Annotated in this window: 12 protein-coding genes; 4 read left to right on the top strand and 8 right to left on the bottom strand. The window is 68.9% G+C overall.

The window, feature by feature from the left end; all coding sequences use genetic code 11:
* The first annotated feature begins 17 nt into the window (after positions 1-17).
* The 3 genes from C9I47_RS14710 (at position 18) to C9I47_RS14720 (ending at position 7,376) form a co-directional block, all read left to right on the top strand.
* Entirely contained in the window at positions 18-3,098 is a 3,081-nt protein-coding gene (locus tag C9I47_RS14710; protein ID WP_111267425.1) for a TonB-dependent receptor, read from the top strand.
* Positions 3,099-3,177: 79 nt separating this feature from the next.
* Positions 3,178-4,698 carry a tryptophan halogenase family protein gene (locus C9I47_RS14715; protein ID WP_111267426.1) on the top strand — a complete coding sequence of 507 codons (1,521 nt, stop codon included), beginning with the start codon at positions 3,178-3,180 and terminating at the stop codon, positions 4,696-4,698.
* The gene (locus C9I47_RS14720) at positions 4,695-7,376 is read left to right on the top strand and encodes a beta-mannosidase (RefSeq protein WP_111267427.1); all 2,682 of its coding nucleotides are present in this window, start codon (positions 4,695-4,697) and stop codon (positions 7,374-7,376) included. The genes C9I47_RS14715 and C9I47_RS14720 overlap by 4 nt, the downstream gene beginning before the upstream one ends.
* Before the next feature lie 414 nt (positions 7,377-7,790).
* Here the strand turns inward: C9I47_RS14720 and C9I47_RS14725 are convergent, their stop codons facing one another.
* The 6 genes from C9I47_RS14725 to C9I47_RS14750 form a co-directional block, all read right to left on the bottom strand.
* The gene (locus tag C9I47_RS14725; protein ID WP_111267428.1) at positions 7,791-8,528 is read right to left on the bottom strand and encodes a copper homeostasis protein CutC; all 738 of its coding nucleotides are present in this window, start codon (positions 8,526-8,528) and stop codon (positions 7,791-7,793) included.
* 2 nt (positions 8,529-8,530) lie between these two features.
* Entirely contained in the window at positions 8,531-9,559 is a 1,029-nt protein-coding gene (locus C9I47_RS14730) for a N(4)-(beta-N-acetylglucosaminyl)-L-asparaginase (protein ID WP_111267429.1), read from the bottom strand.
* 675 nt (positions 9,560-10,234) lie between these two features.
* The gene (gene recG, locus C9I47_RS14735) at positions 10,235-12,358 is read right to left on the bottom strand and encodes an ATP-dependent DNA helicase RecG (RefSeq protein WP_111267430.1); all 2,124 of its coding nucleotides are present in this window, start codon (positions 12,356-12,358) and stop codon (positions 10,235-10,237) included.
* A gap of 133 nt (positions 12,359-12,491) precedes the next feature.
* Complete coding sequence (locus tag C9I47_RS14740) at positions 12,492-14,924, bottom strand: TonB-dependent receptor (RefSeq protein ID WP_111267431.1); 2,433 nt, start codon at positions 14,922-14,924, stop codon at positions 12,492-12,494.
* A 247-nt stretch (positions 14,925-15,171) separates the two neighbouring features.
* Positions 15,172-16,383 carry an SO2930 family diheme c-type cytochrome gene (locus tag C9I47_RS14745; protein ID WP_223250165.1) on the bottom strand — a complete coding sequence of 404 codons (1,212 nt, stop codon included), beginning with the start codon at positions 16,381-16,383 and terminating at the stop codon, positions 15,172-15,174.
* Positions 16,376-17,665 carry a parallel beta-helix domain-containing protein gene (locus C9I47_RS14750; RefSeq protein ID WP_223250166.1) on the bottom strand — a complete coding sequence of 430 codons (1,290 nt, stop codon included), beginning with the start codon at positions 17,663-17,665 and terminating at the stop codon, positions 16,376-16,378. Before C9I47_RS14750 ends, C9I47_RS14745 begins: the two co-directional genes overlap by 8 nt.
* A gap of 122 nt (positions 17,666-17,787) precedes the next feature.
* Between C9I47_RS14750 and C9I47_RS14755 the strand changes: the two genes are divergently transcribed.
* The gene (locus C9I47_RS14755) at positions 17,788-18,843 is read left to right on the top strand and encodes an AraC family transcriptional regulator (RefSeq protein ID WP_190238524.1); all 1,056 of its coding nucleotides are present in this window, start codon (positions 17,788-17,790) and stop codon (positions 18,841-18,843) included.
* A gap of 134 nt (positions 18,844-18,977) precedes the next feature.
* On the opposite strand, the gene C9I47_RS14760 is transcribed toward C9I47_RS14755, so the two are convergent.
* Together C9I47_RS14760 and C9I47_RS14765 are read right to left on the bottom strand one after the other, a co-directional pair.
* A complete protein-coding gene (locus C9I47_RS14760; RefSeq protein ID WP_111267433.1) occupies positions 18,978-19,358 on the bottom strand; it encodes a RidA family protein in 381 nt (126 codons plus the stop codon).
* A gap of 318 nt (positions 19,359-19,676) precedes the next feature.
* Positions 19,677-21,851 (bottom strand): RelA/SpoT family protein, encoded by a 2,175-nt coding sequence (locus C9I47_RS14765; protein WP_111267434.1) that lies wholly within the window; start codon positions 21,849-21,851, stop codon positions 19,677-19,679.
* Between the last annotated feature and the right edge of the window lie 148 nt (positions 21,852-21,999).

The raw sequence follows: 21,999 nt of genomic DNA on the forward strand, positions 1-21,999 counted from the left end.
TGGAGAGGGAGATTGAGATGTCACATACGTATTTCCGGAACTCGCTGTCCGCGGCCATCGCCATCGCGCTGACCGCGGCCACGGCGGTTCCAGCCGTTGCCTTCGCCCAGGAGGCCGCGGAAACCGCGTCGTCCGACGAGGCCACCGATCTGGACGCGATCGTCGTCACCGGCTATCGCTATGCGATCGAGGAAAGCCTGGAGCAGAAGCGCAACGCCAACGCGATCGTCGAGGTCATCACCGCCGAGGACGTGGGCAAGTTCCCCGACAAGAACGTCGCCGACGCGCTGCAGCGCGTGCCGGGCGTGATCGTCAGCCGCGACGGCGGCGAAGGCAAGAGCGTCAGCGTCCGCGGCCTGCGCCCGGATCTGACTCTGACCCAGTTGAACGGCAACTACATCGCCACGGCCGAGTCCAACGGCGACCCGACCCGTTCGTTCAACTACATGCTGCTGCCTTCGAACATGTTGTCCGGCGCCGAGCTGTTCAAGACGCCGGAAGCGCGCATCGACGAGGGCGGCGTCGGCGGCACCGTGATCCTGCACACCCGCCGCCCGCTGGACATGGAATCGAATACCGGCTTCGTTTCCGTCGAGGGCACCTGGGCCGACACCACCAAGGAGACCGACGGTCAGTTCTCGGGCTCGTATTCCTGGCACGACGCGAACGACCGCTTCGGCGTCTTCGTCGGCTATACCCGGCAGAAGCGCACCACGCGCACCATGGGCGCCAGCACCGAGAACTGGCAGTGGTACGGCCGCGACGAAGGCGGCACCGCGGTCGACGTCAACGGCCGGCCCTCCGACTTCAATTCCAACTGGTGGGGCGGCACCGGCTTCCACGACCAGAACGGCAACTACTACACCGGCTTCATGATGCCGACGTCGGTCAACCTGGGTGTGACCGAGGAAGAGCGCGAACGCGAGGGCGGCCAGCTGACATTGCAGTTCAGGCCGACCGACAACCTGACCCTGACCGCGAACTACTTCCGCTTCGACCTGTCGCAGAATTCCAGCACCAACACGCTGAAGGTCCCGGAGTGGAACATCGCCCGCTACCATGGCGACGGCAACTGGCCCGGCGGCCGCCTGCTCGACGGCCTGACCTTCGACCCCAGCGGCACCATCGTCACCGGCGCGGACTACAGCCTGCATCCGGGCAAGACGTACTACTGCAGCGAGGACGAGGCCGCCGCGGGCGGCATGGCCCCGGGCGGCTGGGGGCCGGACGACTGCACCGTGCCGACCCCGCAGATCACCGGCAGCTACAACATCGAGAAGTCGCTGTCGCAAACCGTCGATTTCGGCGGCGAGTGGCGCGGCGAGAATGTCGACGTCTCCTTCAAGGTCGGCCGCACCTGGGCCAAGGGCGGCCCGGAGCTCCAGTTCTCGCTGCCGATCAAGCCGCGCCGCCAGAACGCGGACGGTAGCTGGACCAACGGCAACTACGCCAGTTCGTGGGACCTGACCGGCACCCCGTCGATGACCTTCTCGCCGGAACTGATGCAGAACCTGCGCAACGGCATCCTGCAGGTCGACCTCGGCTCGACCGGTTCGTCCTGGACCCGCAACAGCGACGAGCAGAAGTATGCCCAGGTCGACACCACCTGGCGCTTCGGTGGCGACTTCCTGGATTCGATCCAGTTCGGCATCAAGGGCCGCGACGGCGGCATCCACCGCAGCACCGGCAACAGCTACTGGGTGTGTCCGGGCACCGATCCGAGCGACTACGACAACCGCTACTGGAACGGCCGCTGCAACGACCTGGCCACCCAGTTCTCGCCGGACTTCCTGTATTCGCTGGACAACCTGGCCGGCGGCATCGATGCCAGCGCCTATCCGGCGATCAACTTCCCGGCCTACATCGCCTATCTGAACAGCACCTACGGCGCACAGCAGACCCGCGAGGAGCCGAACTTCGTCTACAACGTCGACGAAAAGATCTACTCCGCCTACCTGCAGGCCAACTTCCGCACCGAGCGGCTGCGCGGCAACATCGGCCTGCGCTTCGCCAAGACCGAGCAGCATGCCGACTCGACCGACAAGGTCACCTCCTACAACGACTACTTCTTCGACGGTGTCGACGGCAATCCGCTGGCCTGCCAACAGGGCGCCCCCGTGCCGGGCGGCGCACCCGCCGACACCTACTGCGGCAGCGAAGGGTACTGGAGGCTCTCCGACAGCCTGGCGCGGACCGAAACCTACGAGGTCGCCTCGCTCGACCGCACCTACACCGACGTGCTGCCGAGCTTCAACCTGGCCTACGAGCTGACCTACGACCTGGTGCTGCGCGCGGCCGCCTCCAAGGTGATCTCGCGACCGAGTTACGGTGCCATCGCCAGTCCCGGCAGCCTGGAGTACTTCAGCCCCGAATACGTCAACGACCGCCGCCTGACCGGTGGCGCTAGCGAACAGGGTTGGTATGGCAGCGGCAGCAACAAGAAGCTGGAGCCGTACAAGGCCGAACAGTACGACCTGGGCGTGGAATGGTACTTCCATCCCGGCTCGGTCCTGGGCCTGGGCCTGTTCCGCAAGAACGTCAGCAACTTCGCGGTGCCGGTGGTGAACGACGTGGACATGGTCGTCAACGGCCAGACCGTGACGGTGCAGAACTACCGGACCGACGCCGGTGGCCGCGACGGTGTTTCCCAGGGCGTCGAACTGTATGCCCAGCACACGCTGGACCTCGGCCTGGGCTTCCAGTTCAACTACACCTACAACGACACCAACGAAGCGGCCATCGTGCTCGAGGACGGCACCCGGCTCGGCGAGTCCCCGCTGGTCGGCAGCGCGAAGAACCAGACCAACTTCACCGTGTTCTACGAGAACGAGAAGCTTCTGCTGCGAGCCTCGTACAACCGTCGCGGCGAGGTGGTGCAAGGCCTGGTGAATGGCCTGAACGTCTACCAGGAGCCGTACCAGCAGATCGACCTGAACGCCGCGTACAACTTCACCCCGGCGCTGAGCCTGAGTGCGTCGATCCTGAACCTGACCAAGGAGGAGACGCGCTCCCACCTGGGCAGCGACACCAAGGCCCGCTTCTACTCCAACGGCTACGCGGGCCGCGTCGCCTACCTCGGCCTGACCTACAAGTTCTGACCCCCCGCCCCCTCGTGCCCGACGGCACGAGGGGGTACCTTCGACCGGCTCCTGCCGGTCTTTTTCTCTGGGGTACGCCGTGAATAGCGACAACCGCATCAGGAACGTCGTCGTCGTCGGTGGCGGCAGCGCCGGCTGGATGGCCGCGGCGGCATTGGCCACCTACCTCGGCAAGGGCGCCAGCATCCGCCTGGTCGAATCCGAGCAGATCGGCATCGTCGGCGTGGGCGAAGCCAGCGTCCCGCACATGAAGACCTTCAACAGCGAGATGCTGGGGATCAGGGAGGTCGACTTCGTCACCCGCACCCAGGGCACCTTCAAGCTCGGCATCGAATTCAGGGACTGGGGCCGCCTCGGCGACAGCTATGTCCACGGCTTCGGCAGGATCGGCCAGGGCCTGGGGCCGCTGCCGTTCCACCAGTTCTGGCTGAAGCTGTTCCTGGCCGGGCGCGCGGCCGACATCGGCGCCTATTCGCTGCAGACCGCGGCGGCGACGCAGGGCCGGTTCATGGTCAGCCCCGACAACGCCCCGGTCGGATCGCCGTTGTCCGACATCGCCTACGCCTACCACTTCGACGCCGGCCTGTACGCCCGCTTCCTGCGCGAACTGTCCGAGCGCCGCGGGGTGAAGCGCACCGAAGGCAAGGTCGTCGACGTCGTCCAGCGCGCCGACGACGGCTTCATCGAAGCGCTGGTGATGGAAAGCGGCGAGCGCATCGAAGGCGAGCTGTTCATCGACTGCTCCGGCTTCCGCGGGCTGCTGATCGAGCAGACCCTGAAGACCGGCTATGTCGACTGGAGCCACTGGCTGCCCTGCGACCGGGCGATGGCCGTGCCCTGCGAGATCGTCGGCGCGCCGACGCCCTACACACGCTCGACCGCGCTCAAGGCCGGCTGGCAGTGGCGCATTCCGCTGCAGCACCGCGTCGGCAACGGCTACGTCTATTCCAGCGGCCATCTCGGCGACGACGAGGCGGCCGCGACCCTGCTGGCCAATCTCGACGGCCGCGCGCTCGCCGACCCGCGTCCGCTGCGCTTCACCACCGGCATGCGGCGCAAATTCTGGAACCGCAACGTGGTCGCGCTGGGCCTGGCCAGCGGCTTCCTGGAGCCGTTGGAGTCGACCAGCATCTACCTGGTCCAGTCCGGCATCCAGCGCCTGCTCGGGCTGTTCCCGGGCCGCGACTTCGATCCGCTGCTGGTCGATCGCTTCAATCGCGAATCCGCGTTCGAGTACGAGCGCACCCGCGACTTCCTGATCCTGCACTACAACGCGACCGAGCGCGACGACACGCCGTTCTGGGACTACTGCCGCACGATGTCGATCCCCGACACCCTGCGCGAGGCGATCGAGCTGTTCCGCGCCGACGGCCGCTACTTCCGCAACGGCGAGGACTTCTTCGCGTTGCCGAGCTGGATCCAGGTGATGCTTGGCCAGCGCATCATGCCGCGCGGCTACCACCCGATCGTCGACGAGATGCCCGAGGACGACCTGGTCGAACACGTCGAGCGGGTACGACGGGTGATCGCCAACTGCGTCGGCGCGATGCCCCGGCACCAGGACTTCATCGACCAGTACTGCAAGGCGCCCAGCCCATGACACACACGGCCCCGACCGACGCCCGCCGCCGCATCCGCCCGCTCTTGCGCCCACTCCTGCGCCTGCTCGCCGGCGTTCCACTCGCCCTCGCCGCCAGTGCCGCCCTCGCGGGTAGCGCGGGCGAGATCGTCCTCGATGGCGACTGGCAGTTCCGCCAGCTGCCCGCCAGCCCGCAGGCCCGGGCGCATCCGGAAGCCGCGCCATGGCGCAGCGCAAGCGTGCCGGGCACGGTCCATACCGACCTGCTCGCCCACGGCCTGATCCCCGACCCCTACGTCGGCGCGCCCGAGGCCGGGCTGCAATGGATCGGCCTGGCCGACTGGGAATACCGGGTCGAATTCGACGCCCCCGCCGGCGCGCGCGATGCCGCGCGCAGCGAGCTGGTGTTCGAGGGGCTGGACACCTTCGCCGAGGTGTATCTCAACGGCGAGAAGATCCTCGACGCCGACAACTTCTTCCGCACCTGGCGGGTACCGGTGCAGGGAAGGCTGAAGGACGGCGGCAACCGGTTGCGCGTGGTGCTGCACTCGCCGATCAACCGCATGCTGCCGCAGGTGCAGGCGATGCCGCACAAGATCGCCGGCAACTACCCTTCGCCCCATGGCGACGAGCCGCGCGACGCGATGACCGCGAACTTCGTGCGCAAGCCCGGCTACCACTACGGTTGGGACTGGGGCCCGCGCTACGTCACCGCCGGCGTCTGGCGTCCGGTGAAGCTGCGCAGCTGGGACACGGTCCGCATCGACGACCTGCACGTGCGCCAGGAGCGCGTCGGCGCCGAGCGCGCCGAGCTCAGCGTGCGCGTCGGCATCGATGCCGCCCGCGCCGGCGAGTACGAGCTGCGCCTGTGGCAGACCGCGCCGGACGGCAGGCGCACGCGCGTCGCCCGCCAGCGCATCGATGTCGACCAGGGCGACAGCACCATCACCGTGCCGCTGCGGATCGACAACCCACAGCGCTGGTTCCCCGTCGGCTATGGCGCGCAACCGCTCTATCGTTTCGAGGCGGAACTGCTGGACGGCCGCAAGCGGGTGTCCCGCGCGCAACGGCGCACCGGCCTGCGCAGCGTGGTGCTGAACCGGGAGCCGGACGCGCCCGGCAACCGTTTCCAGTTCGAGATCAACGGCATCCCGGTGTTCGCCAAGGGCGCCAACTTCATCCCCTTCGACATGTTCCAGCCGCGCGTGAGCGAGGCGCAGCTGCGGCGGGTGCTGCAGTCCGCGGTGGACGCCAACATGAACATGATCCGCGGCTGGGGCGGCGGCTACTACGAGAGCGACACCTTCTACGACATCGCCGACGAACTGGGCCTGATGGTGTGGCAGGACTTCATGTTCGGCGGCGGCATGCAGCCGGCCTACGACGACGCCTTCCGCGCCAACGTCGTCGCCGAGGCGCGCGACAACGTGCGCCGCCTGCGCGACCATCCCAGCATCGTCCTGTGGTGCGGCAACAACGAAGAGGAAATCGCCTGGAAATACTGGGGCCACGGCCGCGACCTGAAACAGGCCGACCCGGTGTTCGCCGACAAGGTGTGGGACGGCTACGTGCAGCTGTTCGGCCACGACCTGCGCGAAGTCGTCGCCGAGGAAGGCGGCGGCATCGCCTACTGGGCCAGCTCGCCGAGCAACGATCTGGCCGAGGTCGCCAACACCGAGGACGCTGGCGACATGCACTACTGGGAGGTGTGGGGCAATCCCGCGCACCCGCCACTCAAGTACCTCGACATCACCCCGCGCTTCATGTCCGAGTACGGCCTGCAGGCCTGGCCGGTGCAACGCACGGTCGACCATTTCGCGGCGCCCGGCGAACAGGGCATCGACACGCCGGTGATCGAAGCCCACCAGAAATTCCTCGCCGGCAAGGGCAACGAACGGCTGATGCACTACGTGCGCATGGAGTTCGGCGAGCCGACCCGCTTCTCCGACTTCATCTACCTCAGCCAGGTCGCCCAGGCCGAGGGCATCGAGCTGGCCGCCCTGCACCACCGTGCCAGCCGTCCGCACACCATGGGCACGCTGTACTGGCAACTCAACGACGTCTGGCCGGGCGCCTCGTGGTCGGGCATCGACTGGTTCGGACGCTGGAAGGCACTGCAGTTCCATGCCCGCCGTTTCTTCGCCCCGGTCGCGGTATCGGCCCTGCGCAAGGACGGCCGGACCCGGGTGCACCTGCTCTCCGACCGCACTCGCGAGCTGCGCGGCGAGCTGCGGCTGCGGGTGATGGGCCTGGGCGGCGAGGTGCTGCGCGATGAACGCCAGACCGTGGTCCTGCCCGCGTTGTCCTCGACCGAACTCGCGCAGTACACCGACGCGCAACTGCTCGGCGACGCCGACCCGGCCGCGACCGCGGCGGTGTTCGAGCTGAGCGTCGAGGGCGAACCGCCCTCGCGTCGGGTGGTCTGGTTCGGGCCGGCCAGCGGGATCGACTGGGGCGTCCCCGAGCTGCAGGCGACCCTGGACCGCGACGGTGACGGCTATGCGCTGGAGCTGCGCAGCGAACGGATCGCACGCGCGGTATGGATCGACTTCGGCGACATCGATGCCGAGTTGTCGGACAACGCGCTGACCCTGCTGCCGGGCGAGACCGCTGTCGTCAGACTGCGCTCCGACGCCGGCCTGGACGAATTGCGCACGGCACTGGCGGTACGCTCGCTGGCCGACGCATTGCGACGTTGACGAAGCTCCACTCGGTAAACCCCAGCACCTGCCGGGCCCCGTCGATGCGTCTCCAGCCCACATTCGCGCTGCGCGCGAATCGCCCTGACTCGGGAGGCTGTCCCGTAGCAGCGGCGTAAGCCGCGAGGGCCTTCCCATGAACCCATCGCGGCTTACGCCGCTGCTACGGTGGATGAGGCATTGATTGCTCGCAGGAAGTCGTGGGCCGATCCCCTCACCGGCACCGCCAAGCCTTTTGTGGGAACCGCGTAAGCCGCGATCCCTGGACTGCACCCCGGAATTCCGAAGGTTTGCTGCGCACCCGCCATTGCGCCTCCGCCCCATTCGCGCCTGCGGGGCGAATCCCCCCTGACTGAGGGGGAGAGTTTCGTTCAGGCCTCGCGGCCGAGGCCGCTCCAGCGGTCTTGGACCGGATCAATCATCGCGCAGGGCCGCGCACAGCGCCGCGACCCGTGCCGGGTCGGTCTGCCAGCGTTCCGGCTCCAGTCCGGGCAGGCCTGGCACGCGATGACGCATCGGCGAGGCCAGGCGCGCCCGCGCCGAGGCATGGAACTCGTCGGCACCACTGCGCTGGCGCAGCAACGGCAGCGTCGCCGCCTCGACCCCGGCCCCGGCCATCACCCTGATCCGCCCCGCGGCCCGCTCGACCAGGGTGGCGATCGTCGCCGCGCCGTCCAGTGCGTTGGCCTGTGCCCCGGAGGTCAGCACACGCTCGCAGCCGAGCGCGATCGCCGCCTCCAGCGCCGCGACCGGGTCGCGCGAGGCATCCAGCGCGCGATGGAAGGTCACCCCCAGCGGGCCGGCCGCGGCCACCAGCTCGCGGCATGTCGCCATGTCGACATCGCCATCGGCGTCGAGCGCGCCGATCACCACGCCGTCGCAGCCGATGCGCACGCAGGCTTCGATGTCGCGGCGCATCGCCTCGCGCTCATCCTCGTCGTAGAGAAAGTCGCCGGCGCGCGGGCGCACCAGCACGTACAGCGGAATGCCCAGGCGCTCGCGCGCCGCCGCGATGGTGCCCCAGGACGGCGTGCAGCCGCCCTCGCCGAGGTTCTCGCACAACTCGACGCGGTCGGCGCCGCCGGCCTGCGCGGCCAGCGCCGAAGCCAGCGAGTTGGCCGCGATCTCCAGCAGCGGCGCGCCGGCGGACATGTTCAGCGCACGCCTTCGGAGTAGATCGCGCCGGCGTCATGCAGACGCTCGTGCGGCCCGGCGCCGCCGTCATGCAGGGCGTAGACGAAGCCCTCGTGCAGGGCGAAGGCACCGACCTCGCCATCGCGGTTCAAGGCCAGGAAACACACCTGCAACCGGCGACTGGCCTCGGGACGCTTGCGCACCACCCGGTCGATCGCCTCGCGGCAGGCGTCCATCGGCGAACGGCCCTGGCGCATCAGCTCGACCACCAGGAAGCTGGCGGCGTTGCGGATCATCTCCTCGCCGACGCCGGACGCGGTCGCCGCGCCGACTTCGTTGTCGACATACAGGCCGGCGCCGACGATCGGACTGTCGCCGACCCGCCCGTGCAGCTTCCAGGCCATGCCGCTGGTGGTGCAGGCGCCGGCCAGCCGCCCCTGCGCATCAAGCGCGAGGATGCCGAGGGTGTCGTGGTCGTGGCTGTCGCCGGGCCGCGACCGCTGGATGCGGTCGCGCTCGACATTGATCTTCGGTTCGTAACGCGACTCCCGGCGCCACTCGTGCCAGGCCTCGCGGGCGCCGTCGGTGAGCAGCGGCGTCTTCTCGAAGCCCTGTTCGAGCGCGAACTGCTGGGCGCCGTCGCCGACCAGCATCACGTGCGGGGTCTTCTCCATCACCGCGCGCGCGACCGAGACCGGATGGGCGATGTCCTCCAGCGCCGCGACCGCACCGCAACGGCCGTCGCCGTCCATGATGCTCGCGTCCAGGGTCAGCACACCGTCGCGGTCGGGATTGCCGCAGCGACCGACGGTCGGGTTGCACAGATCGGCCTCGGCCCAGCGCGCGCCGGCCTCGACCGCCTCCAGAGCGGTGCCGCCCGCGCCGAGCACGCCCCAGGCGGCGGCATTGGCACCGACCCCGAAGTCCCAGGTCGAGACCACGCGGGCCGCGCCTGCGCCGGCTTCGGTGGCGCGCAGCGCGACCGACGGAAGCGCGGCAGCGCCGGCGCCGAGCGCGGCGGCCTGCAGGAATCGGCGACGACTGGTCATGGGCAGGGCGTCCTCTGGAAGACAGGCCCTCCAGCCTGCCATTTTATCGATCCAAATTAAATCACCCGTCCCCGCTGGAGCGGCGTAAGCCGCGATGGGCCTTCTTCGGGAGCTCCAAAAAAATCGCGGCTTACGCCGCTCCTACCGGATGCGATAAAGCAAGCACGGACCCAGCCCCCTGAGTGAGGGGGCGATTCGCATCGTAGATGCGAATGGGGGTGTGGAAGCGCAACGGCGGGGCCCAAGGTTTGCGCAGCAAACTTTGGGAGATATCCGCGCGCAGCCGGATATCGTTCCCCCCTGAGTGAGGGGGCGATTCGCATCGTAGATGCGAATGGGGGTGTGGAAGCGCAACGGCGGGGCCCAAGGTTTGCGAAGCAAATTTTGGGAGATATCCGGGCGTAGCCGGAGATCGTCCCCCAGCCTCAGGAGGCTGGATTCATGGGGCGGACGAACGCTCTTCGTAGGAGCGGCGTAAGCCTCGATGGGCCTTCTTCGGGAGCTCTAAAAAATCGCGGCTTACGCCGCTCCTACAGGATGCGATACAGCACGGACCAAGCCCCCTGAGTCAGGGGGCGATTCGCATCACAGATGCGAATGGGGGTGTGGAAGCGCAACGGCGGGGCCCAAGGTTTGCGCAGCAAACTTTGGGGATTCCCGGGCGCAGCCCGGGGATCACGCCGAGGCGTAGCGAGCGGCGCCGCCGACCCAGCGCGCGACGATCCGGTCGGCCAGCTGCGGCGACTGTTCCATCAACCGTTCGCCGACTTCGTGGACCCGCGGCAGCAGATCGGCGTCGCGGACCAGGTCGGCGACCCGGAATCCTGCGATCCCGGTCTGGCGGGTGCCCAGCAGCTCGCCGGGGCCGCGCAGTTCCAGGTCCTTCTCGGCGATCACGAAACCGTCCTGGGTCTGCCGCATCGTTTCCAGTCGCTGCTTCGCCAATGCCGACAGCGGCGGTTGGTACAGCAACACGCAGTTGGACGCCGCGCTGCCGCGACCGACCCGGCCGCGCAACTGGTGCAACTGGGCCAGGCCCAGCCGCTCGGCGTTCTCGATGATCATCAGCGAGGCGTTCGGCACGTCGACACCGACCTCGATCACCGTGGTCGCGACCAGCAGGTCGGTCTCACCGTCCTTGAACGCGCGCATCGCGGCCTGCTTTTCCGTCGCCTTCATCCGCCCGTGCACCAGCCCGACCCGCAGTTCCGACAACTGCGCCGACAGTCCTTCGAACGTGGTCTGCGCGGCCTGCGCGACCACTTCGTCGCTGTCGTCGATCAGGGTGCAGACCCAGTAGGCCTGACGGCCCTCGGCGCAGGCCGCGCGGATCCGTTCGACCAGTTCCGGCCTCCGCCCCGCGCTCAGCGCCACCGTCTGCACCGGTGTGCGTCCGGGCGGCAGTTCGTCGATCGCCGAGACATCGAGATCGGCATAGGCGGCCATCGCCAGGGTGCGCGGAATCGGCGTGGCCGTCATCACCAGCTGGTGCGGCACGAACGCGGGCGTATCGCCGCCGTCGCTGCCGCCCGCCCCCTTGTCGCGCAGGGCCAGGCGCTGGTGGACACCGAAGCGGTGCTGCTCGTCGACGATCGCCAGTGCCAGGTCGTGGAACGCGACGCCCTGCTGCATCAGCGCATGGGTGCCGACCACCACCTGCGCGTCGCCGCTGGCGACCTCGGCGAGCACCTGGGTGCGGGCGCGACCGGTGACCTTGCCGGCCAGCCAGGCGACCCGGACATCCAGCGGTTCGAGCCAGGCGCGCAGATTGTTGAGGTGCTGCTCGGCGAGCAGCTCGGTCGGCGCCATCAGCGCGGCCTGCTTGCCGGCCTCGACCGCGAGCATCGCCGCCAACGCCGCGACCACGGTCTTGCCCGAACCGACATCGCCCTGGACCAGGCGCAGCATCGGCCGCGGCTGCGCCAGGTCGCGGCGGATCTGTCCGAACACGCGCTCCTGGGCGCCGGTGAGGCGGAACGGCAGCCCCGCCTGCAGCCGCCGGGCGAGCGCGGTCTTCTTCAGCACCGCCGCCGCATGCGCTTGTTGCGCGAGCCTTTGCCGGCGCAGGCTGAGATGGTGGGCGAGCAGTTCCTCCAGCACCAGCCGCCGCTGCGCCGGGTGGGTACCGGCGAGCAGCGCCTCGATGTCGGCATCCGCCGGTGGCCGGTGCACGGTCAGCAGGGCCTCGCGCAGCGACGGCAGCCGCAGCGCCTCGCGCAAGCCCGCCGGCAACAGTTCCAGGCTGGCCTCGTCGGGCAGGCGGTCCAGCGCCAGCCCGATCAGCCGCCGCAGCGTCGCCGGGCCGACCCCCTCGATCGCCGGATAGACCGGGTCCAGCCGCTCGCCCAGGGCGTCGTCGTCGTGATCGGAAAGCACCCGGTAGCTGGGATGGACGATCTCCAGCCCGTTCTGTCCCGGTCGCGGCGTGCCGTAGCAGCGCACCCGCGCCCCGGGCCGGAACTGCGCGACCTGGGCGGCCCGGAAGTGGAAGAAGCGCAGCACCAGGGTCTGGTGGAAGTCGTCGCCGATCGCCACCCGCAACACCGGGCGATAGCGGAAGCCGCGTTCGACCGCCTCGACCCGGCCCTCGACCTGGGCGGCGACACCGGGCACCAGCGCGCCGATCGCCGTGATCGTGGTCCGGTCCTCGTACTGGCGCGGCAGGTGCAACCACAGGTCCTGCAGGCTCTCGATGCCGCGCGCCGCCAGCTTTTCGGCCACCTTGGCACCGACCCCGGGCAGGACGGTCAAGGCGGACGGTTGGGCGTCGATGGCGACGGCATCGCGACGTTTCGGCATCGCGCAAGCATGCCGGGATCGCGCGCAAACAAAAACCCCGGCACGGAGGCCGGGGCAAGGAGCAACTTTTCGGGCCGGACGGAACGGATCGGCCGGCATTCCAACGGGTGCGGCGCCAGTGCCGCCGCGATGTTCAGTAGTTGGCGCTGAACTCCACCCCCCAGCTGCGCGGCTGGCTGACGCGGGCGCCGACCGTGCCGAGCACGGTCTTGCCGTAGGTGCCCAGCGCATTGATGTACTGGTTGTCGAAGACGTTGGTGCCATAGACCGCCAGGCCGAGTCGACCGCTGGCCGAGGTCCAGCCCAGGCGCACGTCGGTGCGCTCCTGCGCCTCGCCCAGTCGCAGCGCGCTGCTGACCCCACAGGTGCCCTGCGACTGCGACTCGTCGCTGCAACGGGTCTTGCCGCGGTAGGCATGACGCAGCGACAGCCGCAGGTCGCCGGCATCGTCCATCCGCCACACGTAGCTGGCGCCGCCGGCCACCGACCAGTGCGGCGTGCCGGTGGCCTGGCCGCTGACGTCGATGCCCTCCGGGGTCACGTAGTCCTTGTAGGTGGAATCGATGAAGGCGGCATTGAGGTCCAGGGTCAGTGCATCGGTCGGCTGCCAGCGGGCGTCGAAGTCCAGCCCCCAGGCTTCCAGGTCGGAGGTGTCGACGACGAAGCGCGGGATCGTGGTGGTGCTGTCCAGACGCACCGCCTGGCGGTTGTCGTAGACGTAGTAGTACGCCGACAGGTTGTACTGCAGGCGATGCTCCGGCAGCGCGTGCTTGATGCCGGCCTCGAAGTTCCACACGTCCTCGTTGTCGAACTCGCTGCCGATCTGCAGCGCGTTGTAGCCGCCGGCCTTGTAGCCCTTGGCCAGCGAGGCGAAGCCCATCAGGTCGTCGCTGAAGTGGTAATCGACGACGAAGCGCGGGCTGAGGTCGTCCCAGGATTGCGACGCGCGGTTGGTGATGCCCTTGTTCATCAGCGCCGGCGGATCGATGAAGGCGATGTCGAAGACGAAGGCATCGCGCGGCAGGCCGAGAAGGGTGAAGATGCCCAGTGCCTCCATCTGGTCCAGGGTCGCGTCCAGGGTCGGCGCATCGCGCAGATCATTGAACCAGCTGAAGGTCTTCTCGTCGCGGGTGTAGCGCAGGCCGACGGTCAGGTTCAGGCGATCGTTGACATGCCAGATCACGTCGCCGTACAGCGCATAGGCCTTGGTGTCGAGGTCGTTGACGAACTTCTCGTTCCACTGGTGGCCGAGCAGGCTCAGCGGAATGCCGTTGGCCTGCATCACCTGGGTGACGAAGCCGTACAGGGTGCCGTCCGGCGTCGGCGCCATGCCGAGGTTGCGCACGATGGTGTCGACCGAATCGGTATAGGCGTTGACCTCGCTGGTCTGGTCGGCGCTCTCCTTGAAGTAGCTGGCGCCCGCCACCCAGTCCAGCGCGCCGGTGGTGCCGCTGAAGCGGAACTCCTGGTAGAGGTTGCTGTTGCTCTCGGTGTTGGTCGAATCGACGTACAGATAACGGCGGTTGGTGCCGTCCTCCTCGACCCGGTTGACCGAGTCGTAGTCGTGCCAGGCCGTGGTCGAGGTGAGATTGCCCCACTCGAAGGCGTGATCGACGATCAGGGTCGCGCCGTCGAAGCGTCGCGACTCCTCGTTGCCGTCGGCGTCGGTCATCGCCGGGACCCTGCGTGGATCCAGGTAGGCGGTCTCGTCGATCGGCAACGGAATCAGTCCCGGCGCCGGCGGCAACGGCACGATGCCGATCGTGGCCTGGCCGAGCTGGTCGAGGCTCTCGTGGTCCCAGGTGATCCATGCGGTGGTGTTGTCGCCGAAGCGGGTGCTGAACGCCGCCCGCGTCGCCCAATTGTTCTCCGGCGACAGATCCTCGCCGGTGGCCGCGTCCTGCAACCAGCCATCGGCATGGTTGAACAGCCCATTGAAGCGGAACGCCGATACCTCGCCGACCGGGATGTTGGCCATGCCCTCCAGGTACTGCTTGCCGTCCTCGGCCAGGCGCAGCTTGGCCCGCGCCTGGAGCTCCGGGCCCGGACGGTGGGTGATGATCGAGATCGCGCCGGCGGCGGTGTTGCGGCCGAACAGGGTGCCCTGCGGGCCCTTCAGCACCTCGATCCGCTCGACGTCGGTGAACGGCAACAGCACGCCGCCGCCACGCCCGGCATAGACACCGTCAACGTAGACGCCGACCGCCGGATCGGTGCCGATGCCGAAATCGTCGGTGCTGATGCCGCGCAGCTGGAAGCTGGGCTGGGTCGGCTGCTGGCTGTCGATCACCAGGCCGGGCACGAACGAGTCGATGTCGCCCAGGTCCTCGGCGGCGACGTCGTCGAGCAATTGCTCGTTGACCACCTGCAGGGCGATCGGCACGTCCTGCAGCTCCTGTTCGCGGCTCTGCGCGGTGACCGTGATCGCGTCGAGGGTGGTCGCGTCGGGGCCATCGGCGCCGTCTTCCTGCGGCGCGGCAAAGGCGATGGACGCGACTCCGGCGGCGAGGCCGCCGAACAGGACCTGGCGTACGCGCAGGCTCAAGGGATGCTTGCGAACCGTCATTGAGTACTCCCCTACTCCATGATTGCGGTGAACGTGTCGTTGGCTGAAGCGTCTGTCGTGGATGATCCGGATTGCGGATGGATGTGCGGCAGCAATACGCCATATCGACGCGCATGTACACGGCCCGGCGATCCCGGGCCGTCGCCGCCCCCGCGGGCCCGACATCCGCTGAAGCCCCCACTCCAGGCGGATGCCGGGCGTTTTCCGCCGGGGTCGCACTCGGTTGCACAGCGGCCCGGCGATGCGCTCATCCGGCGTCTCCGCACTCGCCGGTCTGGGCCGCGATCCAGGCTTCGATCAGGGCCACGCCCTCGCGATGGACGACGCTGCGCCCCAGCTCGGGCATCATCACGCCCGGATCGGTGCTGATCATGCGATAGCTCAGGATCGAACGTTCCGGATGGCCCGGCACGATGCCGAAACGGCGGTCGCCGGTGCCGTGCCCGGCCGCGATCGGCAGCTTGCATCGGCCCAGCCTGAGCGGCTGATCGACCGCGCTGCCCAGCCACAGGCCGGAGGTGTTGCCGGGGCCCCCGGGGCTGTGGCAATGCGCGCAGTTGACGTCCAGATAGGCGCGCGCGCGCGCCTCGACGGTCTGCGTTCCATCGCGCCAGTCGGCGACCCGCGGCATCGCACCATCGGCCGGCAGGTCCCGCAGATAGCCCTGCGCACGCCAATGCCGCAACTGGTTCTCGCGCACCGGGCTGCCATCGGCATCGACATAATCGAAGTCGCGATTCAGATGCCGCGCCTTCGGGCCGATCGGCTCCAGCGCGCGGCTGCGGATTTCGGTGCCGTGGCAACCCGCGCACTGGTTCTGGTCGGGGACCTGGTACAACGCCGACTCGCGGCCGCCCGCGCCGTCGTCGCCTTCGACCAGGGTCAGCGGTACCAGCTCGCCGCTGCGCATCAGCCGCGCCTCGGTCTGCTCGCGGTTCCACACGTAGGGCAGCGCGACCCAGCCTGCCTCGCGCCGCACCAGCAGACGGGTCTCGATCAGGCGCACCTTGTCCAGCTGCAGGCGGCCGCCGGCCAGCGCGCCCTCGCCGCCCTGGCTGCGCAGCACCGCGTCGCTGTCAGCCGCCTCGCCGGCCACGCGCGGGTAATAGAAGGTCTTGCTGATGATGGTGCCGACCGGGAAATCGAACGTCGCCTCGCCGTCGTAGACGGCCGCCTTGCCCTCGGGCATCCACACCGTGCGCAGCTTGTGCGCGTAATCGGAGAACAGCGGCGTGTTGAGGTCGTAGGGGACGACGCCGGCGCTGGGCGCCATCACCCCGTCCTCGCGCACGAACAGGTTCCATTCCGACAGCGTCGCCGGCTGGCCCTCGGCATGGAAGCGCACCGGCCCGGAAACCGGCTTGCAGGCGACCAGTGCGACCATCAGGACCGCCAGCGCCGCGGCACGCCACCCCGACAGTGCCGCCGGGGCGTCGTGCCTCCACAGCGCCTCAGCCACGCCGCAGGTCCACCGTCGGCAGTTGCGGCAGCCGGCAGTCGTGGCCGGCGAGGTCCTGACTGGGGTTCTTGTAGCCGCCGGGGCCATCGGCATTGATCACCCCCGACACGTCGCGCAGGCAGATCTGCGGGCCGCCCTCCAGGTCGGTGTTGAGGTAGCCGTCCCACAGCACGTCGGGAAAGCGGCCGCGCAGGCCGTACACCGAGACCTTCAGCGCCTTCAGGTCGAGCCCGTCGGGCGCGTCGCCGCCGCCGGACAGGCGGTTGCCGTGCACCGAGATCCGCTCCGGATACGGGTCGAAGCTGTCCGAGCGGCTGTCGTCCTTGTAACCGGTCGAATAGACGCTGGAGACGATGATGTTGGCGGTCTTGTTGTCCTGGATGTCGTTGTCGAAGATCTCGACATCGTCGTTGGAATTGATCACCACGCCGCTGCCGGCCGGCACGCTCGCCACCGGTGTGCCCTTGGCGCCGAAGTTGGCGGTGTTGTTGGCCACGACCCGGTTCCCGAACACCCGGATGTTGCCGCCGGGCTGCTCCAGCGCCGGCATGTTGAACACCAGGATGCCGCCGGTGTTGTTTGTCGCAAGATTGCCGTGCACGTCGGCGTTGACGGTGTTCTCGATCTCGATGCCGGCGACGTTGTACTCGGCGCGGTTGTTGCGCACGATCACCTCGCGCGACTGGCCGACATAGATGCCGGCGTCGGACGCGCCGATCGCGATCGAATCCTCGATCAGCACGTTGCGGGTCTTCACCGGATACAGACCATAGCCGCCGTTGCCGGTGTCCGGGCCGCCGGTCCACTCCACCCGCACCCCGCGGATGGTGATGTGCTCGCCCTCGTTGACCTTCAGGCCGTCGCCCTTGGCGTCCTCGATCGCCAGGTTCTCGATGGTGAAGTGGCTGGCATTGACCAGCAGGCCCTCGGCACCCGCCTTCTGGCCCTTGAAGCTGAGCACGCTCTTGTCCTGGCCGGCGCCGCGCAGGGTCACGTTGTCCACCCGCAGGCTCAGGCCGCGATCGAAGCTGTAGCGACCCGGCGGCACCTCGATCACGTCGCCGGGCCTGGCGTCGAGCAGCTTCTCGCGCAGGACCTGGGCGAACGCGGCGTCACCCTCGGCCACACTGGCGCTGGGCACGTAATCCGAACCGCCATCGCCGCAGGCGCCCAGCACCGCCGCCGCGACCGCCGCCAGCACCACGCGCCGGATCGGGCGCGCGCGCGGCGGCCGCCCGCCCCCATCCATCTTCGAGATGCCCGCCATCGTGATGCCCCTCATCGCTGCCTCTGTCGATGCCGCCGTCATCCGGCTGTCATCGAAGTCTCCAATGACCAGTGGCACGGGCGTGAGGGCCAGGCCGGCATAGAATGGGGGGCAAACCGGACAAGCTACGCCAGCGTATGTCAGCGAACGACCTCCCGGACCCCGCCGAGCTCCATGTCGTCAACATCAAGAGCGGCATCGTCGCCGGGCTGATCGCGCGGGCCGACGAGCTCGGTGTGGCGTGCGAAGGCTGGTTCACCGGCCTGCGTCTGCAGCGCGCGCAGTTCGAGGCCGACCCGCCGGTCTACCTGTCCTATCGCCAGGCCTGCGAGATCGTCCGCCGCGCCCTGCGCAGCCTGCCCGGCCAGGCTCATGGCCTGGTGATCGGGCAACGTCAGGATGTCGGCCACTTCGGCCTGCTCGGGCTGGCGATGCTGACCGCCGAGGATTTCGGCGAGGCGCTGCGGATCGGCATCCACTACGCACCGATCACCGGCGCGATGATGGAGCTGCAACTGGAGCCCTGCCGCGGCGGCGATGGCCGCGACTGCGTCGCGGTGTCGGCACGGATGCGCACGCGCGAGGCGGAGATCGAGCCGTTCCTGTGCGAGGAGCTGTTCGCCAGCTGCCTGATGCTGTGCCGCGGCCTGCTCGGCCCAGGCTTCAGCCCGCTGGCCGCCGAACTCGCCTACCCGGCGCCGGCGCATGCCGCCGACTATGCGCGGGTGTTCGGCTGCGCGGTCGACTTCGATGCGGGCTGCAACCGGGTCGTGATCGAGCGACGCTGGCTGCAGGTCGCGATGCCGGCCCACAACCCGGCCAGTGCCGCCCACGTGCTGGCGTTGTGCCGCGAGCAGATGCCGTCCGAGCGCCCGGTCAACGAGATCGTCGGCGCGGTCGAGCGTCTGCTGCTGTTGCAATTGGCCGACGCCCCCAGGCTGATCGACATCGCCGCCGAGCTGCATCTGACCGAACGCACCCTGCGCCGCCACCTGTGCGATGCCGGCACCAGCTACAAGGCGATCCACGACCGGGTCCGGCGCGAGGCCGCCGAAGCGCTGCTGCGCCGTCCCGACGCGCGCATCGCCGAGGTCGGCGCCGCGGTCGGCTTCCGCGACGCGCGCGAGTTCCGCCGCGCGTTCAAGCGCTGGACCGGGATGGCCCCGCGCGAGATGCGTCAGCGCGCGAACTGAGCCGCCGCGCCGACCAGAGAGGCTGACGGAGTGTCCGTGCGCTCCAGAACGGGTTTCGTAGGAGCTGCGTAAGCTGCGACCGGGAGTTTCCCGTTAAGGCTCCATCGCGGCTATGGCCGTTCCTGCGTGGGCTCCTACAGCACCAGGATCGCGTCGACCTCGAACGCCGCGCCCTTGGGCAGGCCGGCGACCTCGATCGTCGAGCGGGCCGGATACGGGGCCTGGAAGTACTCGCCCATCACCGCGTTCACCGCCGCGAAGTCGCCCAGATCGATGACGTAGAGGCCGAGCCGCACCACCTGCGCCAACGATCCGCCCGCGGCTTCGCAGACCGCCTTGAGGTTCTCGAACGAACGCCGCGCCTGTGCGCTGATGTCGCCGGAAACGATCTCGCCGGTGGCCGGATCCAGCGGGATCTGGCCCGACAGGTAAACGGTGTTGCCGGCGCGGACCGCCTGCGAGTACGGACCGATCGCGGCCGGGGCGTTGTCGGTGTGGATGATCTGGCGACTCATGCGTCGACTCCTTGGACGGGTCTGCAAGTCTAGTCGAGCCGGATGGCCGGCGACCGTCGCCGAAGCCCGCGCCATTCAAACCGACGCGCCCCGGTCTCGCATGGGCTCCCGTAGGAGCGGCGTAGGCCGCGATGAAGCATTCATGGGAAGGCCCTCGCGGCTCACGCCGCTCCTACGAGAGAGGGACAGGTGACCCAACCCCCTGAGTCAGGCGATTCGCGCCATCGGCGCGAATGGGGGTGTGGAAGCGCAACGGTGGGGCCCAAGGTTTGCGCAGCAAACTTTGCGGGTTCCCGGGCGCAGCCCGGGGATCGCGGGTCAGATCCGCTGCACGCCCAGCACCACCTGCAGGCGTCGCACGCGCCGGATCACGTCGGCCAGATGGCGGCGGTCGGCGACCTCGATCGAGAATTTCATCACCGCGACATGGGTGTCGCGCTCCAGGTACTCGACTCGGTCGATGTTCGACTCCGCGTCGGCGACCGCGGCCGCCACCTGGGCGAGTGCGCCGGGACGGTTGTCGACCTCGATCTTGAGCGCGGCGGCGAAGTCGCCGGAGACCTCGCGGTCCCATCCGATCGACACCCAGCGGTCCGGCGACTTGCGGTACTCGGCGACATTCGGGCAGTCCATGCGATGCACGACCACGCCCCTGCCGGCGGTGTGATAGCCCATGATCTCGTCGCCGGGAATCGGCAGACAGCACTGGGCGAAGCTGATCACCCCGCGCTCGGCGCCGGTGATCAGGATGCGGTCCTCCGGCCGCGGCCCGCGCACCGACTTGCGCCGTTCCGGCGCGCCCGGAGTCTCCCGCGCCAGCGACTGCGCGACCTGGCTGGGCATGCGGTTGCCCAGCGCGATCTCGGCCAGCAGTGCCTCCAGGCGCGGGAAGCGGTGCTCGGCCAGATAGGCGTCGATGCGCACCTGCGGCACCCGGTCCAGCGAGGTATCCAGGCCCTCCAGCGCGCGATCGAGCATGCGGTGACCCAGTTGCACCGCATCCTCGTGGCCGATCTGCTTGAGCTGCTGGCGGATTGCGGTGCGGGCCTTGCCGGAAACAACGAACTCCAGCCACTGCGGCTTGGGAATCGACGACCGCGCGGTGATCACTTCGACACGCTGGCCGCTGGTCAGGCGGGTGCGCAGCGGCGACAGCTTGCCGTCCACGCGCGCGGCCACCGCCTGGTTGCCGACGTCGGTATGCACCGCGTAGGCGAAGTCCAGCGCGGTCGAATTGCGCGGCAGCGACATGATGTCGCCCTTGGGGGTGAACAGGTAGACCTCGTCCGGGAACAGGTCGACCTTGACGTTCTCCAGGAACTCCAGCGACGAGCCGGTCGCGTGCTGCGACTCGACCAGGCCGGTGATCCAGCTGTGGGCGCGGCTCTGGGCACTGTTCGGGCCCTCGCCGCCGTCCTTGTAGGACCAGTGCGCGGCGATGCCCTTCTCGGCGATCAGGTCCATCTCCTCGGTGCGGATCTGCACCTCGACCGGGGAGCCGTAGGGACCGAACAGCACGGTGTGCAGCGACTGGTAGCCGTTCGCCTTCGGGATCGCGATGAAGTCGCGGAAGCGCGCGTCCAGCGGCTTGTAGGTGGCATGGACGACGCCCAGCGCGTGATAGCAGTCGGGCACCGAGCGCACCACGATGCGGAACCCGAACACGTCCATCACCTGGGTGAAGCTCTTATGCTCGGCGCGCATCTTGGTGTAGATGCTCCACGGCGACTTCACCCGGCTGATCAGACGGTGCTGCAGCTTCTCCTTGGCCAGGCGCTGGGCGAGGTTGGCCTCGATCTGCACCAATGCCTCGCGCCGCACCACCGGCTGGGTGCGGATGCGCTTCTCGATCACCGCGTGGCGCCACGGATGCAGGGCGCGGAAGCCCAGGTCCTGCAGTTCGGCCTTGATCAGGTTCATGCCCAGGCGCTGGGCGATCGGCGCGTAGATCTCCAGCGTCTCGCGGGCGATGCGCTGGCGCGCCTCGGCGCCCTGCGCGCCGAGCGTGCGCATGTTGTGCAGGCGGTCGGCGAGCTTGATCAGGATCACCCGCAGGTCGCGCGACATCGCCAGCAGCATCTTGCGGAAGCTCTCCGCGGTCGCCTCGGCGCGGTCGCGGAACTGCAGCTTGTCCAGCTTGGTGACGCCGTCGACCAGCTCGGCGACGGTCTCGCCGAACTCCTCGGCCAGGCACTCGCGGGTGACCGGCGTGTCCTCGATGGTGTCGTGCAGGATCGCCGCGATCAGGGTCTCGACATCCAGGCCCTGCTCGGCCAGCACCTGGGCGACCGCGACCGGATGGGTGATGTACGGCTCGCCGGACTTGCGGTTCTGTCCCGCATGCGCCGACGCGCCGACCGCCCAGGCCCGGCGCAGCCGCTGCCGCTGGGCGTCGTCCAGATAGTCGGCGGCGCGCTCCAGGTCCTGCACATAGTCCGGCAATACCGCGGCGTCGGCGCTGGACTGCGTCGTGGTGCGGTTGGAGCCGGGCATGGCGGGACGTGCGGACATACGGGCAATCTAGCAGGGTGGCGGGAGAACGCACATCCCGTGCGTCGCGCGACTCGCCGCGGCGCGGCGGGCCCCGGCGAGCACCGCGGAGGTCCCGCTGCGGGTCGACGTCCGCACGGCACCGGGACCT

It is taken from the genome of Marilutibacter maris (genome assembly GCF_003233695.1).
Lineage (GTDB): Bacteria > Pseudomonadota > Gammaproteobacteria > Xanthomonadales > Xanthomonadaceae > Marilutibacter > Marilutibacter maris.